This is a genomic window from Chryseobacterium salviniae (assembly GCF_035819015.1).
GTDB classification, from domain to species: Bacteria; Bacteroidota; Bacteroidia; order Flavobacteriales; family Weeksellaceae; genus Chryseobacterium; species Chryseobacterium salviniae.
This window is the reverse complement of the sequence record NZ_JAYLAA010000039.1, coordinates 181,910-201,074: the sequence shown is the minus strand read 5'-3', so window position 1 is coordinate 201,074 and position 19,165 is coordinate 181,910. Positions and strand designations below refer to the sequence as shown.

18 protein-coding genes and 1 tRNA gene are annotated in these 19,165 nt (G+C 37.8%); all 19 read left to right on the top strand.

Translation table 11 applies throughout. The features are described from left to right. Nucleotides 1-51: 51 nt before the first annotated feature. The 19 genes from SOP96_RS11230 to hisH all read left to right on the top strand — a co-directional run bounded on the left by SOP96_RS11230 (nt 52) and on the right by hisH (nt 19,158). Nucleotides 52-282, top strand: a complete 231-nt coding sequence (locus tag SOP96_RS11230) for a DUF2007 domain-containing protein (protein WP_326321027.1) — start codon at nt 52-54, stop codon at nt 280-282. A gap of 255 nt (nt 283-537) precedes the next feature. Next, nucleotides 538-1,050 carry a GNAT family N-acetyltransferase gene (locus SOP96_RS11225; RefSeq protein WP_326321026.1) on the top strand — a complete coding sequence of 171 codons (513 nt, stop codon included), beginning with the start codon at nt 538-540 and terminating at the stop codon, nt 1,048-1,050. A 117-nt stretch (nt 1,051-1,167) separates the two neighbouring features. Beyond that, the gene (locus tag SOP96_RS11220; RefSeq protein ID WP_326321025.1) at nt 1,168-1,620 is read left to right on the top strand and encodes a transcriptional regulator; all 453 of its coding nucleotides are present in this window, start codon (nt 1,168-1,170) and stop codon (nt 1,618-1,620) included. A gap of 1 nt (nt 1,621) precedes the next feature. Next, nucleotides 1,622-2,809, top strand: a complete 1,188-nt coding sequence (locus tag SOP96_RS11215) for an efflux RND transporter periplasmic adaptor subunit (RefSeq protein WP_326321024.1) — start codon at nt 1,622-1,624, stop codon at nt 2,807-2,809. A 3-nt stretch (nt 2,810-2,812) separates the two neighbouring features. Then, entirely contained in the window at nt 2,813-5,956 is a 3,144-nt protein-coding gene (locus SOP96_RS11210) for an efflux RND transporter permease subunit (protein ID WP_326321023.1), read from the top strand. Between the two features lie 83 nt (nt 5,957-6,039). Further along, nucleotides 6,040-7,455, top strand: a complete 1,416-nt coding sequence (locus SOP96_RS11205; protein ID WP_326321022.1) for a TolC family protein — start codon at nt 6,040-6,042, stop codon at nt 7,453-7,455. Between the two features lie 179 nt (nt 7,456-7,634). After that, nucleotides 7,635-7,708 (top strand) — tRNA-Ala (locus tag SOP96_RS11200). A gap of 304 nt (nt 7,709-8,012) precedes the next feature. After that, nucleotides 8,013-8,384 (top strand): hypothetical protein, encoded by a 372-nt coding sequence (locus SOP96_RS11195; RefSeq protein ID WP_326321021.1) that lies wholly within the window; start codon nt 8,013-8,015, stop codon nt 8,382-8,384. Nucleotides 8,385-8,533: 149 nt separating this feature from the next. After that, on the top strand, nt 8,534-9,106 hold the full coding sequence (locus tag SOP96_RS11190; protein ID WP_326321020.1) for a C40 family peptidase: 573 nt from the start codon (nt 8,534-8,536) through the stop codon (nt 9,104-9,106). Between the two features lie 84 nt (nt 9,107-9,190). Next, entirely contained in the window at nt 9,191-10,003 is an 813-nt protein-coding gene (locus SOP96_RS11185; protein ID WP_326321019.1) for a 2,3,4,5-tetrahydropyridine-2,6-dicarboxylate N-succinyltransferase, read from the top strand. 29 nt (nt 10,004-10,032) lie between these two features. Then, the gene (locus SOP96_RS11180; protein WP_326321018.1) at nt 10,033-11,202 is read left to right on the top strand and encodes a glycosyltransferase family 87 protein; all 1,170 of its coding nucleotides are present in this window, start codon (nt 10,033-10,035) and stop codon (nt 11,200-11,202) included. 5 nt (nt 11,203-11,207) lie between these two features. Next, the gene (locus tag SOP96_RS11175; protein WP_326321017.1) at nt 11,208-12,137 is read left to right on the top strand and encodes a glycosyltransferase family 2 protein; all 930 of its coding nucleotides are present in this window, start codon (nt 11,208-11,210) and stop codon (nt 12,135-12,137) included. 1 nt (nt 12,138) lies between these two features. After that, on the top strand, nt 12,139-12,915 hold the full coding sequence (locus tag SOP96_RS11170; protein ID WP_326321016.1) for a polysaccharide deacetylase family protein: 777 nt from the start codon (nt 12,139-12,141) through the stop codon (nt 12,913-12,915). Beyond that, nucleotides 12,912-14,006, top strand: coding sequence for a glycosyltransferase family 4 protein (locus tag SOP96_RS11165; RefSeq protein WP_326321015.1), 1,095 nt, complete (start codon nt 12,912-12,914; stop codon nt 14,004-14,006). Before SOP96_RS11170 ends, SOP96_RS11165 begins: the two co-directional genes overlap by 4 nt. 249 nt (nt 14,007-14,255) lie before the next feature. Then, nucleotides 14,256-15,113 carry an ATP phosphoribosyltransferase gene (gene hisG / locus SOP96_RS11160; RefSeq protein WP_326321014.1) on the top strand — a complete coding sequence of 286 codons (858 nt, stop codon included), beginning with the start codon at nt 14,256-14,258 and terminating at the stop codon, nt 15,111-15,113. Between the two features lies 1 nt (nt 15,114). After that, a complete protein-coding gene (gene hisD, locus SOP96_RS11155) occupies nt 15,115-16,398 on the top strand; it encodes a histidinol dehydrogenase (RefSeq protein WP_326321013.1) in 1,284 nt (427 codons plus the stop codon). Continuing rightward, a complete protein-coding gene (hisC, locus tag SOP96_RS11150) occupies nt 16,395-17,420 on the top strand; it encodes a histidinol-phosphate transaminase (RefSeq protein WP_326321012.1) in 1,026 nt (341 codons plus the stop codon). Before hisD ends, hisC begins: the two co-directional genes overlap by 4 nt. A 65-nt stretch (nt 17,421-17,485) precedes the next feature. Continuing rightward, on the top strand, nt 17,486-18,580 hold the full coding sequence (gene hisB, locus SOP96_RS11145) for a bifunctional histidinol-phosphatase/imidazoleglycerol-phosphate dehydratase HisB (protein WP_326321011.1): 1,095 nt from the start codon (nt 17,486-17,488) through the stop codon (nt 18,578-18,580). Continuing rightward, nucleotides 18,580-19,158: an imidazole glycerol phosphate synthase subunit HisH gene (gene hisH, locus SOP96_RS11140; RefSeq protein ID WP_326321010.1), complete on the top strand. Its 579-nt coding sequence runs from the start codon at nt 18,580-18,582 to the stop codon at nt 19,156-19,158. The genes hisB and hisH overlap by 1 nt, the downstream gene beginning before the upstream one ends. Nucleotides 19,159-19,165 lie beyond the last annotated feature (7 nt).

The following is a 19,165-nucleotide window of genomic DNA, read 5'->3' as shown; positions in this document are numbered from 1 at the left end:
GTAATTTTAAAAAAAATGTCATAAATTTAGATACTCAAACGTAACAGAACTATGGAAAGAAGTACAAGAGTATCAGTTTTTGAAAGTGACAAACCCGCAGAAATTCAGCTGATTAAATCTAAACTGGATGATGCGAATATTACGAATGCCGTTGAAAACAATTACCTAACTTTTACAACTACGCCAACAGCAACGTCATTGAAAGTAATGGTAAAACTGGAAGATGAAAAAAAAGCATTTGAAGTAATTGATGCTTATCTCCAGCAAAATGAAAATCAATAAAACAATTTCATAATTTTAAATTTTACTACTTCAAACCGAAAATTAATCTCAATTAGTTTTCGGTTTTTTTGGTTAAAATTCATTTATATTCATACTTACCGTAAGTATCATCAAAATAAAATCATAATAAGCTTCAGTATTAGCAATATCATGCTGAGCCTGCCGAAGCATCATCCAAGCTTTAAAATAATTTAAAGGCACACACCCTTAAAAATTTAACCAAAAAACATTTTTTAATTAAAATTTTTCACAATAATGAATTCAGAAACCCAATTAAGAAAAGCGGAAATGACAGACAGAGATGTGATCTGGAATATTTTACAGCAGGCCATAGAAAGAAGAAGAAAAGACGGAAGTACCCAATGGCAGCAGGGATATCCCAATCTCAACACCGTGGAAAGTGATATTAAAAAAGGATTTGGTTACGTAATGACCGTCGACGGAGAAATTGCTGTTTACGCAGCCTTGATCTTGAATGACGAACCCGCTTACAGTACTATTGACGGAGCCTGGCTGAGTAACGGCGAGTTTGTTGTGGTACACAGAGTAGCAGTTGATGAAAAATTTGCAGGACAGGGCATGACTAAAAAACTGTTTGATCATATCGAGGAATTCACAAAATCTCATGGAATACAAAGTGTTAAAGTTGATACCAATTTTGACAATGCAGCAATGTTGAAGATTCTTGAAAGCAAAGGCTACACCTACTGTGGGGAAGTTTATTTGGCCGGAGGAATCAGAAAAGCATTTGAGAAGATTATAATTTAGTCTTAAAGTTAAATCAAACTTCATTGATTTTTTTAAAAATGTGAAATTTATAAACTCTATCAAGTTTGTTCGTTTAGTTCAGAACTAATTAATAATTTTGTCCAAATTTTATATACAATGTATAAGAGTATAGAAATTGATGAAAAAATTTTTCAGGATGCCGTAAAATTTTATGGTACCATTTTCAATATACCGCCGCTGGCATCAAAAATATATGCGTACCTGCTATTTGATTATGATAAAGTAGGTATTCCTTTTGATGAATTTGTAGAAGTATTTTCGGCCAGTAAAAGCTCAGTATCCACAAGTATTTCACTATTACTAAATGCTGAACTGATTATCGACCACAACAAAATGGACGAGCGGAAACGGTATTTTTTCATCAATGACGGTTACAAGAAAATCAGATTTGAAAAAATAGTACAGAAAATGAAAGACGAATTAAAACTACTGGACGACCTGGACCGTTTTAAGAAAAACCACAATGGATACGATGAAAAAATAGAAGCATATAAAGCGCTTTTAAATAAAAATATAATAAATATTCAGGAATCTCTTAATAAACTATAAAATGAACAATAAGCTAATTATACTTTCTGTTGCGGCCCTTTCCTTAGCAGCCTGCAAAAAAGAAGCTCCGAAACAGGATGGTCCGAAACCATATCCTGTGGTAAATGTGGAAGCGAAAAATATTGTGGGATATCAGACTTTCCCGGCTACCATTCAGGGGAAGGTTAACAACGATGTACGCGCTAAAATCCAGGGATATATTACCCAGGTTTTGGTAGATGAAGGCCAGTATGTAACAAAAGGGCAGCCTTTGTTCCGCCTTGAAACCAATATCCTGACCGAGAATGCAGCAGCTTCAAAAGCAGGAATCAGCGCCGCAGAATCCAATATTGCCGCAGCACAGGCAGCAGTAAATGCCGCCAATGTTGAAGTAAACAAGCTGAAACCGCTTGTACAGAAAAATATCATCAGCAATGTTCAGCTGCAGACAGCACAGGCCAATCTTTCACAGGCGCAGGCACAGCTGAAGCAGGCGCAGGCGGCTAAAAGCCAGGCGGTGGCCAACTATAAAGGTGTGGAAGCGAATATCGAATATTCCATTATCCGTGCGCCCATTTCAGGAGTGATCGGAAGACTTCCTTTAAAAGTCGGTAGCCTTGTAGGACCGTCAGATCAGACCCCTTTAACAACCATTTCAGATACTTCGGAAATTTACGCTTACTTTTCTATGAACGAAAAGGAATATTTCGATTTCCTTGAAAAATCTCCCGGTGCTACCATGCCGGAAAAAATCAGAAATCTTCCTATGGTTGAGTTGCAATTGGCCAACGGAAGCATTTATCCTGAAAAAGGAACAATTGAAGCCATCACCGGACAAATTGATCCTACAACGGGAACAATACAGTTCAGGGTTTCATTCACCAATGCACAGAAACTTTTGAGCAACGGTAACAGCGGAACCATCAGATTCCCGCAACGTTATGACAATGTTCTGGTTGTTCCGGAAAGCGCAACCTACGAACAGCAGGGAATTGTTTACGTTTATAAAGTAGATAAAAGCGATACAGCGCGAAATGTTGTGGTAAATGTAATTGACAGAATCGACAATTTGGCATTAATTAAATCCGGTGTAAACAAAGGAGAAACGATTATCGCAGCAGGAACCGGCTCGCTTAAACCAGGAACTGCCGTTAAAAAGCAGCCTGTAAAAATGGATAGTCTTGTTCAATCTGTAAAACCGAAATTCTAAAAAATGATTAAAAATTTTATAAACAGACCGGTTTTATCTACCGTAATCTCAATTCTCATTGTGATACTCGGGGTACTGGGACTGATTGCACTTCCGGTGACACAGTATCCGGACATTGCACCGCCTACAGTAAGCGTAAGAGCCAATTACACAGGAGCCAACGCCGAAACAGTGATGAAAAGTGTCGTAGTGCCTTTGGAAGAGCAGATTAATGGAGTAGAGGGAATGGACTACATCACTTCTACGGCAGGAAATGATGGCTCGGCACAGATACAAATATTTTTTAAGCAGGGAATTGATCCCGATATTGCTGCGGTAAACGTTCAGAACCGTGTATCAAGGGCAACACCGCTTTTACCAAGTGAGGTTACCCGTTCCGGGGTTGTGACACAAAAGCAGCAGACCAGTGCTTTGATGTATCTTTCTTTCTATTCCGAAAATAAAAATATTGATGATGTTTATCTTCAAAACTTCTTGAATATCAATGTAATTCCTGACCTGCAAAGAATCAACGGGGTTGGTGAGGCCAACGTTTTCGGAGGAAAGAACTATTCGATGAGAGTATGGCTCGATCCTGCCAAATTAGCAGCATACGGAATAACACCAACAGATGTTACTACAGCAATTAATGAGCAGAGTAGAGAAGCTGCGGCTGGTTCTTTAGGCCAAAACAGCGGAAGCGCCTTCGAATATATTATTAAATATGTCGGAAAATTCAGCGATAAAGAACAGTATGACAATATCATCATTAAGGCTTTACCGGACGGACAAAACCTGATGCTGAAAGATGTTGCCAAAGTAGAATTGGGCGGTTTATCCTACAGCGGAGTTGGTGAAAATGGTGACAACCCTTCCATCAGTATGGGGATTTTCCAGACACCGGGATCCAATGCGCAGGAGATTATCGAAAATATAAAAGCACAGCTCAAAGCGAATGAAAGCAGCTATCCTGAAGGGGTAAAATATACCTTCAACTTCGATACCAATGAATTCTTGGATGCATCTATTGAAAAAGTAATTCATACGTTGATTGAAGCGTTTATCCTCGTATTTATCGTAGTGTATATATTCTTACAGGATTTCAGATCGACGCTGATTCCGGCTATTGCCGTTCCGGTTTCTATCGTAGGAGCTTTTTTCTTCCTGAATTTATTCGGATACTCCCTAAACTTATTAACACTATTTGCTTTGGTTCTCGCTATTGGTATTGTGGTGGATGATGCTATCGTCGTCGTCGAGGCCGTTCATGCCAAAATGGAAAACGGAATTTCTGATGCTAAAAAAGCGACCGTTGAAGCAATGGATGAAATTACAGGAGCAATTATTTCAATTACATTGGTAATGGCATCCGTGTTTATTCCGGTGACATTCATTACTGGACCAACGGGAGTTTTCTATCAGCAGTTTGGTATTACATTAATTGTGGCTATTTTTATCTCTGCGATCAATGCATTAACGTTGAGCCCGGTTTTATGTTCTTTATTTTTAAAGCCTCACGATGCACATCATAAAGAATATAAAAATTTGAATTTCATCCAGAAATTTTTCTATAAATTCAATATAGCCTTCAGGACAACAACAGAACGTTACGGAAGAGGATTTATCTTCCTTTTAAGACACAAATGGGTTACCCTTATTATCTTTGCCGTTACCGGAGGGATTTTGTATTGGGCGAGTGCCACCATGAAAAAAGGTTTCGTACCTACTGAAGACCGGGGAATTATCTTTACCGATGTTCAGCTTCCTCCGGGCGCATCTATGGAAAGAACCTACAATGTGTTAAAAACCATACAGAAAGAAGCTCTTAAAATTCCGGGAATTCAAAACGTAACAATTTCTACAGGTCGTGGGCTTCTCTCCGGGAACGGTAGCAATAACGGGTTGGCTTTTATTAAACTCAAGCCGTTTGACGAAAGAAAAGGAGATTTAAGCTCAGAAAATATTACCAAACAACTATTTGGGCTTTCAGGAAAAGTTCCGGATGCAAAAGTGGTATTTTTCCAACCGCCAAGTGTTCCGGGATTTGGTAACAGTGCCGGTTTTGAAATGGTATTGCTGGATAAGTCCGGAGGTGATTTTGCCAATCTTGATGCTAAAACAGGAGAGTTCATCGGGAATCTGATGAAAAGGCCTGAGATAGAATTTGCCCAGACTTCCTTCAACACGAAATACCCTCAATACCAGATGGAAATTAATGTGCCTCTTGCCAAGCAGACAGGAGTTTCCGTAAACACCATTCTGGAAACAATGCAGGGCTATATCGGAGGTATCTACGGTGCCGACTTCACGAAATACGGTAAACAATTCCGTGTTATGATTCAGGCTTTACCGGAAAACAGGAAAGATGTAAGCAATCTGAATGAATTATACGTTCGTACAAGTTCAGGAGCGATGTCACCGATTTCACAGTTTGTCACTTTGAAGAAAACTTATGGGCCGCAATCGGTAGGACGTTATAACCTTTTCAGCTCCGTAAAAATAACCGGAGCCAATGCTGCAGGATACAGTACAGGTGACGCCATTGGAGCAGTACAACAGGTAGCCGGTGAAACGTTAGATAAAAACTACGATGTAGAATTTACGGGCCTTTCACGAGAAGAATTGTCTTCAGGTTCTCAGACAGTATTGATTTTTGCACTGAGTTTGATCTTTGTATACTTTATCCTGGCGGCTCAGTATGAAAGCTATATCCTTCCGCTGGCCGTAGTGATCTCATTGCCTCTTGGAGTAATGGGAGCGTATTTCGGACAGAAAATTATGGGCTTGGAGAATAACATTTATTTCCAGATTGCCTTAATTATGTTGGTCGGACTCCTGGCGAAAAATGCCATCTTGATTGTGGAGTTTGCCGTTCAAAGGAGACATCACGGAGAAACTATTGTCATGTCTGCCATCAATGCAGCTAAAGCGAGGTTAAGACCAATTTTGATGACCTCATTTGCATTCATCTTCGGACTTCTTCCGTTGGTACTGGCAAGCGGAATCGGGGCGGTAGGAAACAGATCCATCGCTACGGGAGCAGCCATAGGATTGTTAATAGGTACTGTTTTAGGGCTTTTTGTAATTCCTGTTCTGTATGTTATTTTCGAATACCTTCAGGAAAAAGTAAAACCTATCAAACAAAAAGACATCAATTTAGCAGAATAATTAAGCTTGTTTAGGGTTTGGTTAAATTTTAAATTTATATTAAAAAGAACGAAGCCCTGAACTTTAAAACCTTAAACTTCAAAATGAAGAATATTTTAAATATTATAAAAGGAATCTCTTTCTCAGTGGTACTTCTGGCAGTGGTATCATCTTGCATGGTGAGAAAAGAATACAACCGCCCCAATAATGTGGTGGATGAAAAGCTGTACCGTACAGATATGCTTCCTTCAGACAGCACCAATATCGCCAACGTTTCCTGGAAAGAAATCTTTACCGATCCTATCCTTCAGAAGCATATTTCAAAAGCGCTGGAAAATAATCTTGATATCAGAATTGCCTTGCAGAGCATTGCTTCGGCAGAATCATACCTGAAACAAAGCAAAGCGGCGTACCTGCCGACTTTATCCATCGGACCCAATTATACTTTTCAGACACAGTCTATCAATACACAGTTCGGGCAGATCATCGGAGAAAGAAGATACATCAACCAGTTTGATATTACGGCAAGTATCGGCTGGGAAGCAGACATTTGGGGAAGATTAAAAGCGGAAGAAAAAGCACGTCTTGCCTCTTATCTTGGAACAGTTGCAGCACATAAAGCGGTGAAAAGTGATCTCGTAGCATCAGTTGCTTCGGCATATTATCAGCTTCTTACTTTTGATGCACAGAAAAGAATCATCAACGAAACCATTGCAGTTCGTGAGAAAAATCTTGAAACAACGAGAGCCCTAAAAACAGCAGGAACTTTAACGGAAGTAGCGGTACAGCAGAGTGAAGCTTTGGTTTTTAATGCAAAATCTTTACTGATTGATATTGATACCCAGATCCAGCTGTTGGAAAACACCATGAGCCTCCTGATGGGAGAACCTTCCCACACCATCGAAAGATCTACGCTTGAGAGCCAAAATCTGCCAATCGATGTAAAGCTTGGGTACCCGGTGCAATTGTTGGCTAACCGTCCGGACGTGATGCAGGCAGAATACAACCTTGTCAACGCTTTTGAATTAACCAATTCAGCGAAAGCGCAGTTTTATCCTACCTTACGCATTACAGGAAGCGGAGGTGTGCAATCTGTGGACATTGACCATTTGTTTAGCGTAAACTCACTGTTTGCCAATGTTGTGGCCGGTCTGGCACAGCCTATTTTAAACAGGAGAGCCATCAGAACGAATTATGAGGTAAGCCTTGCCAACCAGGAAACAGCCTATCTGAATTTCAGGAAAACAGTTCTTACAGCCGGAAAAGAAGTTTCTGATGCCATAAGAGTTTTTTCTGTTCAGGATTCTTTTATTGAATTAAAACAAAAAGAGCTGAATGCTTACAAAAATTCCGTTGAGTATTCCCAGGAATTGGTGAACTATGGAATGGCAAATTATCTTGAAGTACTGAATGCCAGTGTAAATTCCTTAAATGCAGAACTGAATATTGCCAACGCAGAATACAGCAAAATGAAAGCTGCCGTTGAGCTTTATCAGGCTCTTGGCGGAGGATGGAAATAGTTTTAAGCTAGTAAAACCACTTAAAAGCAGAACGCATGTTACCATAATGTGCGTTTTGTTTATATTAATCTGAAATGCCTGAAATAATGTTGGTTAGCTATAAATACTGAAGAAAATTTAATAAAATGTTTGCAAATGTTGTTTAAATAGCTATTTTTGTACCGCTTTAAACAGTAGAAGGGGAATTAGCTCATCTGGCTAGAGCGTTAGACTGGCAGTCTAAAGGTGACGGGTTCGATCCCCGTATTCTCCACATTTATAAAGAGTTACATTATTAAATTGTAACTCTTTTTTTTATAATAACATTTTATTACTAATTATTGAATATCAAATTATTCATATAAACCAATTATTAAAAACTTTTTTCTAAAAAAATTCAGCAACAATAGTTCATTTCAGATATTTTATTATCTTTGAAAATAATTAAAAATAAAATAAAAACAGTTAAAACTAACTGTTTTTTCAATAAAATTAAAATACAACCAATTATTAATCAGGAGATAAAAGGATTTATTAAAAACCCTGCATTCTCTATATTTTGTTTATAAAACAAGACTATGAAGAAATTATTTTTACTTGTATTCACCGCTTTTTTATTCATCGGCTGTAAAGATGAAGATACCATCTACGACTTCATCGGCACCTGGGCCGGAACCTATGCAGGAACGGAAAAAGGAAGCTGGAACATCGTTGTGGCAAGCGACGGTAAAGTAACCGGGACATTGGATTCTGAGCAGACTACAGAAAATTATTACATTTCAGGTACTCTTTCCGAATCAGGGGAGCTTAATGCCACCATCGGTTCTCCTGAAGATGGAGAATTTAAAGGAACGCTCACCAGAACAAAAACAGCAAGCGGAACATGGGTAAATGCACTCCCGACTCCCGACAGGTCCGGAACATGGAAAGGTGAAAAAACATCCAATTAATACAATCATTCAGTAACTATACAAAGCTATTCATCCGAATAGCTTTTTTGTTTTCTTAAACTTCAAAGTATTCCATACCATGAAATGAGACAAACAAAAGCATAATTTATTTATATTTGTATCACGTTTGCCTTATAAACCAAAGAAATATGAAGAAGTGTCTGAATGCTAAAATTGTAAGTTATAACATAATTCATAGTGTACTCCTTGCATCATTACTTACTGTTTCATGCGGAAGTTCAAAAAAAGTAAGTTCAGGTAAAAGTACAGGCGCCAAAGCTGTCTCTAAATCTGAAAATTTAAGAAATCTGGATTCTAATTTTAGCGGCAAAATTTCCAAGTCTACCAATGAGTTACTCAAAGACGCCGAAAAATACCTTGGTGCTCCTTACAAATTCGGAGGAAATACATCAGCCGGGTTCGACTGTTCAGGATTTGCCGTAAAGGTTTTTGAAGAAAACAACTATAAGCTTCCAAGAAGATCAGCAGACCAGGCCGAAACCGGAAACACAATCAACATCAGAGAAGTGAAGCCCGGAGATCTTTTATTCTTTGCAACCGCCGGCGGAACAAGGGTTTCCCATGTCGGGATCGTTCATGAGATCGGTAATGACGGCGAGGTAAAATTCATTCATGCATCAACCACAAAAGGTGTTATCATTTCATCTCTCAAAGAAAAATACTGGAATAAGGCATATCTCCACGCAAAAAGAATTCTTTAACAACCTTCCTCGAAGATTAATTTACATTCAGAAAATTTCCCTTAACTTTTGTATCTTTGGCGCACATAATTTTAAACTACAAACATGTCGTTACAACAAACAATTGAAAATATCTGGGACAACAGAGAATTATTGCAGAATGAGGACAGCCAGAAGGCGATCAGAGAGGTTATTGCTTTGGTGGACAAGGGAGAGCTTCGTACGGCTGAACCTACCGAAAACGGATGGCAGGTAAATGAATGGGTGAAAAAAGCAGTGGTACTATATTTTCCGATCCAGAAAATGGAAACTATTGAAGTTGGTCCGTTTGAATTTCATGATAAAATGCCTTTGAAAAGAAATTATGCTGAAAAAGGCGTAAGAGTTGTACCGCATGCCGTGGCAAGAGAAGGGGCTTATATCGCTCCGGGTGTTATCATGATGCCTTCTTATGTGAATATCGGAGCATATGTAGATTCCGGAACAATGGTGGATACCTGGGCAACCGTAGGAAGCTGCGCGCAGATCGGTAAAAATGTTCACCTTAGCGGCGGGGTAGGAATCGGCGGGGTGTTAGAACCGCTTCAGGCAGCTCCGGTAATTATAGAAGACGACTGTTTTATCGGGTCAAGATGTATCGTGGTAGAAGGAGTGCACGTTGAAAAAGAAGCTGTTTTGGGAGCGAATGTCGTTCTTACAGCCTCTACAAAAATTATTGATGTTACGGGTTCTGAACCGGTTGAAATTAAAGGTAGGGTTCCTGCTCGTTCCGTAGTAATTCCGGGAAGTTACACGAAACAGTATCCGGCCGGAGAATACCAGGTTCCTTGTGCTTTGATCATCGGTCAGAGAAAAGAATCTACCGACAAAAAAACGTCTTTAAATGATGCTTTGAGAGATAATAATGTTGCCGTTTAAGAATATATTTTAAACCAATACCAAACATTTTGAAAGAAAAATTTCTTAAAATACTGTTAAACCCTAAATATATATTTGGGGTTTATCTTATTATATCGGTGGTTACTTCCATTTCCAAATATTTGAGAGGAGATTATGCGATTAACAATTACCTGATTTTTAAAAATGTATTTTACAATACCATTCATCAGAAAAACCTGTTCATTCATTATCCCGATCTTTATTTTGATTTAAACCATTACGGCGTATTTTTCAGTGTGCTGATTGCCCCTTTTGCCGTAATGCCCGACTGGCTTGGTATATCGCTGTGGAATGCCGCCAATACATTTATCCTTATTTATGGTATTTATAAGCTTCCATTTTCAGATTCCAAAAAAGCATTATTCGGTTTATTCTGTCTGCAGGAATACATCACGGCAGCTTTAAGTCTGCAATTTAATGTTGCCTTAACCGGACTTTTACTCTTATCAGCAGTATATATTCACGAGAAAAAAGAAGTTAAATCGGTAACGGCAATATTGATCGGAGTTTTCGTAAAAATCTACGGAATTGTAGGACTGTCTCAGTTTTTCTTTATTAAAAATAAAACGAAATTTATTCTTTCAGGATTAGTTATTGCCGCAGTTTTCTTTGTGTTGCCTATGGCCTATTCAAGCCCCAAATTTGTTGTTCAGTGTTATGCAGACTGGTTTCAGTCTATCGTAGAAAAAAACAATGAAAACCAGGTGTTGGGAAATATGCAGGATATTTCGCTAATGGGCTTCTTCAGAAGAATTTTGGGTGATGCTTCCATTTCAAATTTAGTATTTCTTGCTTTCGGATTACCGCTTTTTGCAGCGCCATATTTTAGAATTAAACAATACAAACATTATGCTTTTCAGCTGATGATTCTCGCTTCAACATTGTTGTTTCTGGTATTGTTCAGCTCAAGTTCGGAATCTCCGACGTATATCATTGCTATTGTTGGCGTACTGATCTGGTTTTTCCTTAAGAAAGAAAGAACACCTCTCGTTATCGGGTTATTGGTATTCGTCATTATTTTCACCTGCTTCTCAACTTCCGATCTGTTCCCGAAATATGTAAAGCATAACTACATCATCAAATATTCTTTAAAAGCCGTACCTTGCATCGTAGTCTGGCTGAGAATTACCTATGAGCTTCTCACCAAAGATTTTGAGAAAAGTTACAGCCTTGAATAATCAGTATGAAGAAAATTTCAATCGTCATTCCTGCACATAACGAAGAAGGGAACGTTGCTTTGGTCCATCAAAAAATAAAGGAAGTTTTTGATAGTCTTGAGCATTACACATTTGAAATCATATTCGTTAATGACGGCAGCAGGGACAATACCCAGCAAAAATTGGAGGAGCTATCACAACAGCATGAAGAAGTAAAATTTATTGAATTTTCAAGAAACTTCGGACACCAGCCAGCGGTAAAAGCAGGAATGGACAACGCCACCGGAAATGCGGTCATTTCGATGGACGGCGATCTTCAACATCCTCCCGAACTTATTCCGGAGATGATTAAAAAATGGGAAGAAGGCTACGATATTGTATTCACGGTAAGAAAATACCCTAAAGAAATTTCGGTATTCAAAAGAAAAACTTCGGATTTTTTCTATAAAATTTTATCTGGCTTATCGGATGTTGATTTAACAAAAGGCGGTGGTTCAGATTTCAGACTGATGGATGCCGGTGCCGTAGAAGTCATGAGAAATCTCAATGAGGATGATCTTTTTTTAAGAGGACTCACCAGCTGGATGGGCTTCAAACAAATCGGAATCAGTTTTACCGCGAATGAAAGGCTTTCCGGGAAAAGCAGCTACAATCTTAAAAAGATGGTTACCTTTGCCTTTACCGGAATTACGGCTTTTAGCGTGAAACCGCTTTACATTGCCGCTTATCTGGGATTTTTATTCTCGGGAATTTCAGTGATCGGATATGCAGTGTATGTCATCCATTCTTTCATTACCAAAACAGAAATTTCCGGATGGGCATCACTGATTATGACGATCGTTTTTTTTGGCGGACTGCAGTTAATCATTTTGGGAATCATCGGAATGTATTTAGGTAAAATCTTTAAGCAGGTAAAAAACAGACCCAACTATATCATCAAAAACAAAAATTTTTAACATGGTTTTATTAAGTTTTGACATCGAGGAATTTGATATGCCATTGGAATACAAAGGGGAGATTTCTTTTCAGAAACAGATCTCCATTTCTCAGGAAGGACTGGAAAATATTTTAAATATTCTTAAAAAACATCATGCAAAAGCAACTTTTTTTTCAACCGTTGTGTTTGCAGAAAATAGTAAACATTTAATCGAAAGATTATTGAATGAAGGCCACGAACTGGCTTCTCACACCTGGTACCATTCGGATTTTAAAGAAGAACACCTGAAGCAGTCTAAGGAAAAACTTGAAGAATTATTCAGCACAAAAGTGACCGGACTGAGAATGCCCAGAATGATGCCGGTAAGTAAAAATGCTGTTGAAAATGCGGGATATTCGTATAATTCCTCCATCAATCCCACTTTTCTTCCGGGAAGATATAATAATCTGAAAGTATCCAGAACGTACTTCATAGAAGGAAATGTGATGCAGATTCCCGCTTCGGTTTCGCCCAATTTCAGAATTCCTTTATTCTGGCTGAGCTTTCATAATTTCCCTTTATCTTTTTATAAAAAACTGGCTTCAGATACTTTAAAAAAAGACAACTATCTCAACATCTATTTTCATCCCTGGGAGTTTGCGGAAATTAAGGAAGAAGCCTTTAAATTACCGGGCTTTACGGTAAAAAATTCAGGACAGGATATGGTAAAACGTTTCGACGAATTTCTATCCTGGCTAAAAAGTAAAAACTATACATTCGGTACATTTCAGGAATTTCAAAAAAAGATCAGCTCATGAAAATAGCTTTCGACGCAAAACGTTTTTTCCACAACACTTCCGGGTTAGGGAACTATTCGAGAGATTTCGTAAGAATTCTGGCAACTTATTTTCCTGAAAATGAATATCTTTTGCTAAATAAGAACAAATCCGAAAGAGGATCTGATATTCTGGATCTTCCCAACGTCGACTTCATCAAAACAACAAAAGGAAGCCTTTCCCGCCAGCTGAAAATGGGGAAAGATGCACAGCATCAAAACGCCGATATTTTTCATGGATTATCGGGCGAGCTGCCTTTAAAATGGGATAAAAAACCTATTAAAAAAATCGTTACCATTCACGATCTTATTTTCATGCGTTTTCCGCAGTATTATTCCTTTTTCGACCGTAAAATTCATTTTTGGAAATTTAAAAGAGCCGCAGATTCAGCAGATAAAATCATAGCGATTTCCGAACAGACGAAAAGCGATATCGTTCACTTCCTCAACGTTCCGGAATCTAAAATTGAGGTGATTTACCAGGGCTGTCATAAAGCTTTTAAAGAAGAGCAATCTGGCGAATTTATTCAGCAAACAAAGGAAAAATTCAATCTTCCCGAACGTTTCATTCTGAATGTAGGAACCATTGAAAAACGTAAAAATTTATTAAGCGTTGTTAAAGCTTTAAAAGGCACGGAAATTCCACTGGTGGTAGTTGGCAAAAAAACAAAATATTCCAAAAAAGTAGAACGCTTTGTCCGTGATAATAAAATCAAAGCTTATTTTCTGGAAGATGTTTCAATGAATGAATTAGCTGTAATCTACAAGCTCGCAGATATCTTCATTTATCCAAGTTTATTTGAAGGATTCGGCATTCCTGTGATCGAAGCATTATTTTCCAAAACCGTGGTGATCACCAGCAATACAAGCTGTTTGCCGGAAGCCGGCGGACCAGATTCTGTGTACGTAGATCCCAATAATCATCTTGATATTCAGGCAAAAATTAAATTTTTATGGCAAAACGAATCCGAAAGGAAACGCCGTGCTGAAAAGGGTTTTGAGTTTGTGCAAAAGTTTAATGATCAGCCCATTGCACAACAATTAATAAAACTTTATGAAAATATTTTAAAATAATATTTGCATTATTAAAATTTATTGGCTTAAATTTGCATCATACAATTCAAACAAAATGAAACCGAATTTTTTAACAGTACATCATTATCATCATCTCTGCTAAGACGGAATTGATTGATAGGTACTTATGTTAAAAATCAAAAATAATTAAAACCGTCTGAGTAAACAGGCGGTTTTTTGTTTCTAAATTCATCCCGGGCAATTTATTTCCAAACCACCCTTTTTTACTCAGACACAACAAAAAGTAAAATGAGTAAATTAAAAATAGCCATACAGAAAAGCGGCAGGCTTTACGAAGAATCACTTCAGCTACTGAAAGACTGCGGTATTTTCGTTAACAACGGAAAAGACCAGCTTAAAGTTTCCGTAGATAATTTCCCCATGGAAATTATGTACCTCCGAAATTCGGATATTCCTCAGTATCTGGAAGATGGAGTAGTAGATGTTGCCATTGTTGGAGAAAATCTTCTGGCAGAAAAACAGAAAAAAATTGAAATCGTTCAGCCTTTAGGATTTTCAAAATGCAGAGTTTCTCTGGCAGTTCCGAAAGAAATTGAAACCAATGACCTGACTTATTTTCAGGGAAGAAAAATTGCCACTTCTTATCCGAATACCCTGAAAAACTTTTTGGATAAAAACAATATTTCCGCAGAAATCCACATCATTTCTGGCTCTGTAGAAATCGCTCCGAACATCGGACTTGCCGACGGAATCTGCGATATTGTTAGCTCAGGAAGCACCCTCTTCAAAAACGGATTAAGAGAAACCGTCACCATTCTTACTTCTGAAGCTGTTCTGGCAAAAACATTCAGGCTGGATGAAGAAAAAACCAGAATTCTTGAAAAATTTCTCTTCAGAATTAAAGCCGTCCTTAAAGCAAAAAATTCAAAATATATTCTCATGAACGTTCCGAACGACAAGATCGGAGAAGTTTCAAAAGCGCTTCCTGTGCTGAAAAGTCCGACGGTGATTCCGTTGGCGGAAGAAGGATGGAGCAGCATCCATTCCGTGATAGATGAAGCGCGTTTCTGGGAAGTGATTGATGAACTGAAAGATAAAGGAGCGCAGGATATTTTAATAATTCCAATCGATAAAATGGTGATTTAATATGCAGGTAAAAATATATCCTGAAAGGGAAAAATGGTCTGAATTAACAAAAAGACCTATTATAAAAAGAGAACAGCTAACCGAAATAGTTGCCGGAATTTTTAATGAAGTAAAGAACAACGGAGATCGGGCACTGATTGATTTTGCTAAAAAATTTGATTCCGCTGAAATAAACAACATTAAAATTTCTGAAGAAGAAATTGAAACCGCTGAAAATCTGATCAGCGAAGAACTGAAAGCAGCGATTCAGGAAGCTAAAGAAAACATCACTACATTCCACGCTTCTCAAATTTCCGGTATAGAAAAAATAGAAACGACGAAAGGAGTAGTATGCTGGAGAGAAAACCGTGCGATCGAAAAAGTAGGAATTTATATTCCGGGCGGAACAGCTCCTTTGTTTTCCACGGTTCTAATGCTTGCCGTTCCGGCTCAGTTGGCGGGTTGTAAAGAAATTATTCTCTGTACGCCGCCCGATAAAAACGGAAACGTAAATCCTGCCATTTTATACACCGCAAAATTGTGCGGAGTTACAAAAATATTCAAAACAGGAGGCGCGCAGGCGATTGCAGCAATGACATTCGGAACAGAAAGCATTCCGAATGTGTATAAAATTTTCGGCCCCGGAAATCAATATGTTGTAGCGGCGAAAGAATATGCTCAAAATTACAATGTTGCGATCGATATGCCTGCCGGACCGAGTGAAGTCCTTGTGATTGCCGACGAAAAGGCAGTTCCTGAATTCTGTGCAGCAGATTTGCTTTCTCAGGCAGAACATGGGAGTGACAGTCAGGTGATTTTCCTGTCCACAGATGAGAAAATTCTTAATGAAACGATTTTGGAAACCCAAAAACAGCTTGAAGCACTTCCAAGAAATGAAATGGCAGCAGAATCTTTAAAAAACAGTTATTTTATTTTGCTTAATTCAATTGATGAGGCTTTGGAATTCAGCAATTTGTACGCTCCGGAACACTTGATTTTAGCACTCAATGATTTTAAAAATTATATTCCGAAAATTCACAATGCAGGCTCTGTATTCTTAGGAAATTATTCCTGTGAAAGCGCAGGAGACTATGCTAGCGGAACCAATCACACCCTTCCGACGAACGGATTTGCAAAAAGCTACAGTGGTGTGTCTCTCGACAGTTTCGTAAAGAAAATCACGTTTCAGAATCTGTCGGAACTGGGATTGAAAAATTTAGGAAAAACCATTGAAGTGATGGCGGAAGCTGAAGGATTATTCGCTCACAAAAATGCAGTAAGTATCAGATTAAAAAAACAAAAATGAAAGAATTTAATATCAAAGATTTAGTACGAAAAAATATTCTGGAACTTCAGCCTTATGTGAGTTTCAGGGACAACAATACATTTGAAAACCCTGTTTTTCTGGATGCGAATGAAAGCGCATTCGGAGAATGCAACCGCTATCCGGATTCTACCCAGAAAGAATTGAAAGAGAAATTGGCTGCACTGAAAAATGTTTTGGCAGAACAGATTGCAGTAGGAAACGGAAGCGATGAGCTGATCGATCTTATCGTGAAAGTTTTTTGTGAACCGAAGAAAGATGCTATTCTGATGATGAATCCTTCTTTTGCGATGTACGGATTTTATGCTTCTGTGAATGAAAATAAAGTGATCAAACTGAATCTGGATGAAAATTTTGGAATTGATAAAGAAGAGTTTTTAAAAATTTCAAACGAAGAAAAACCAAAAGTTTTCTTTTTATGTTCTCCCAACAATCCTACCGGAAATTCTATTGAAGATATTGAATTTTACATTCAGAATTTTGATGGAATTGTTGTTGTGGACGAAGCGTATATTGAATTTTCAGAACAGACATCCTGCATTGAGCTGTTGGAAAAATATCCCAACCTGATTGTTCTTCAGACCTTCTCAAAAGCATGGGGAATGGCCGGAGCAAGAGTGGGTATTGCCTATGCATTGCAAGAAATCATAAAGCTGATTAATACCGTGAAATCACCTTATAACGTTAATTCATTAAGTTTAAATAAAATCATGCAATTAATTAATTATAAAAATATTATAGAAGAAAATATAAAAAATACTTTAAGTGAAATTTCAAGATTAAAACATGAATTGCTTAATATTGAATGTGTAAAAAGAGTATTTCCTACAGATGCTAATTTCTTTTTAATTGAATTTAACAACGCAGAAAATGTGTACCAGGAGTTACTGAAAAATGAAATACTGACAAGCAAAAGAAGTCCTCAGATTCCGGATTGCATTAGAATTAATGTGGGTAAAAGGGAAGAAAACAATAAGCTGATTAACGTCTTAAAAAGTATTTAATTAAATCTGGAACCTCACAGGTTTTTAAAACCTGTGAGGTGTAGAAAAAGTAAAAGAAAAGTAAAATGAAAAAAGTATTATTTATAGACCGCGACGGAACATTAATCATAGAACCGCCAACAGATTTTCAGGTTGATTCTCTTGAAAAGCTCGAATTTTATCCCGGAGTTTTCCAGAATCTTTCCAGAATTGCCAGAGAACTTGATTTTGAACTGGTAATGGTAACCAATCAGGATGGTTTGGGAACTGAAAGTTTTCCTTACGAAGATTTCATCAAACCACAGGAAAAAATGCTGAAAGCATTTGAAAATGAAGGAATTCTTTTCAGTGATATTCTGATTGATAAAAGCTTTGAAAACGAAAATTTGCCCACAAGAAAGCCGGGAACCGGAATGTTGGCAAAATATATTTATGGAAATTACGATCTGGAAAATTCATTTGTGATTGGTGATCGGCTTACAGATATTCAGCTGGCAAAAAACTTAGGGTCAAAATCCATATTGATCAGTAAAATCCAAAATGAGGAAGCTGATTTAACAACGGAAAGCTGGAGCGAAATCGCACAATTTTTGGCGAATATTCCACGAAAAGCAAAAGTTTTAAGAAAAACCAATGAAACAGAAATTGAAATTGAAATCAATCTTGATGGAAGCGGAACATCTGAAATTTCAACCGGATTACACTTTTTTGATCACATGCTCGAGCAGATTTCTAAACATGGCAATCTAGATTTAAAAATTAACGTCAAAGGAGATTTGCAGGTTGATGAACACCACACCATTGAAGACACGGGAATTGTTCTTGGCGAAGCTGTTTTAAAAGCGTTGGGAAAGAAAAAAGGAATTGAACGTTACGGATTTCTCCTCCCAATGGATGATTGTCTGGCACAGGTGGCGATCGATTTTGGAGGAAGACCGTGGCTGATGTGGGAAGCAGACTTTAACCGTGAAAAAATTGGAGATGTTCCCACAGAAATGTTTTATCATTTCTTTAAATCGTTTACCGATTCATCAAAATGCAATCTCAACATTAAAGTGGAAGGAGACAATGAACACCACAAGATCGAATCTGTGTTTAAAGCATTTGCCAAAGCGGTGAAAATGGCCGTAAAGCAGACGGATACGAATTTTAATTTACCATCAACCAAAGGAAGTTTATAATGATTGCCATCATCAAATACAACGGCGGAAATGTCAGTTCCGTACAAAATTCATTGAACAGATTAAATGTAGAATCTGTGGTAACCGATAATTTTGACATGATAAGAAAAGCCGACAAAGTGATTTTTCCGGGAGTGGGTGAAGCTTCGTCCACCATGAAATTACTAAAGGAAAAAGGCCTGGATCAGCTAATTCCAACCTTAAAACAACCGGTTTTAGGCGTTTGTCTGGGAATGCAGCTGATGTGTAAAAACAATGAAGAAGGAAATACAGTCGGGATGGGAATTTTTGACATCAATGTAAAAAAATTTCCTGCAAAGAATATTGTTCCGCACATGGGATGGAATACGATTTCAGATTTTAAATCCGGGATATTTTCGGGGATTGAAGAAAACAGCGATGTATATTTCGTTCACAGTTTCTATTGCGAATTATCGGAAAATACGACGTCAATATGCGATTACATTCTGCCGTTCAGTGCATCTCTGCAAAAAGATAATTTTTATGCGATGCAGTTTCACCCCGAAAAATCAGGAGATGTGGGAAGCCGTTTACTGGAAAACTTTTTAAAACAATAAAACCTGA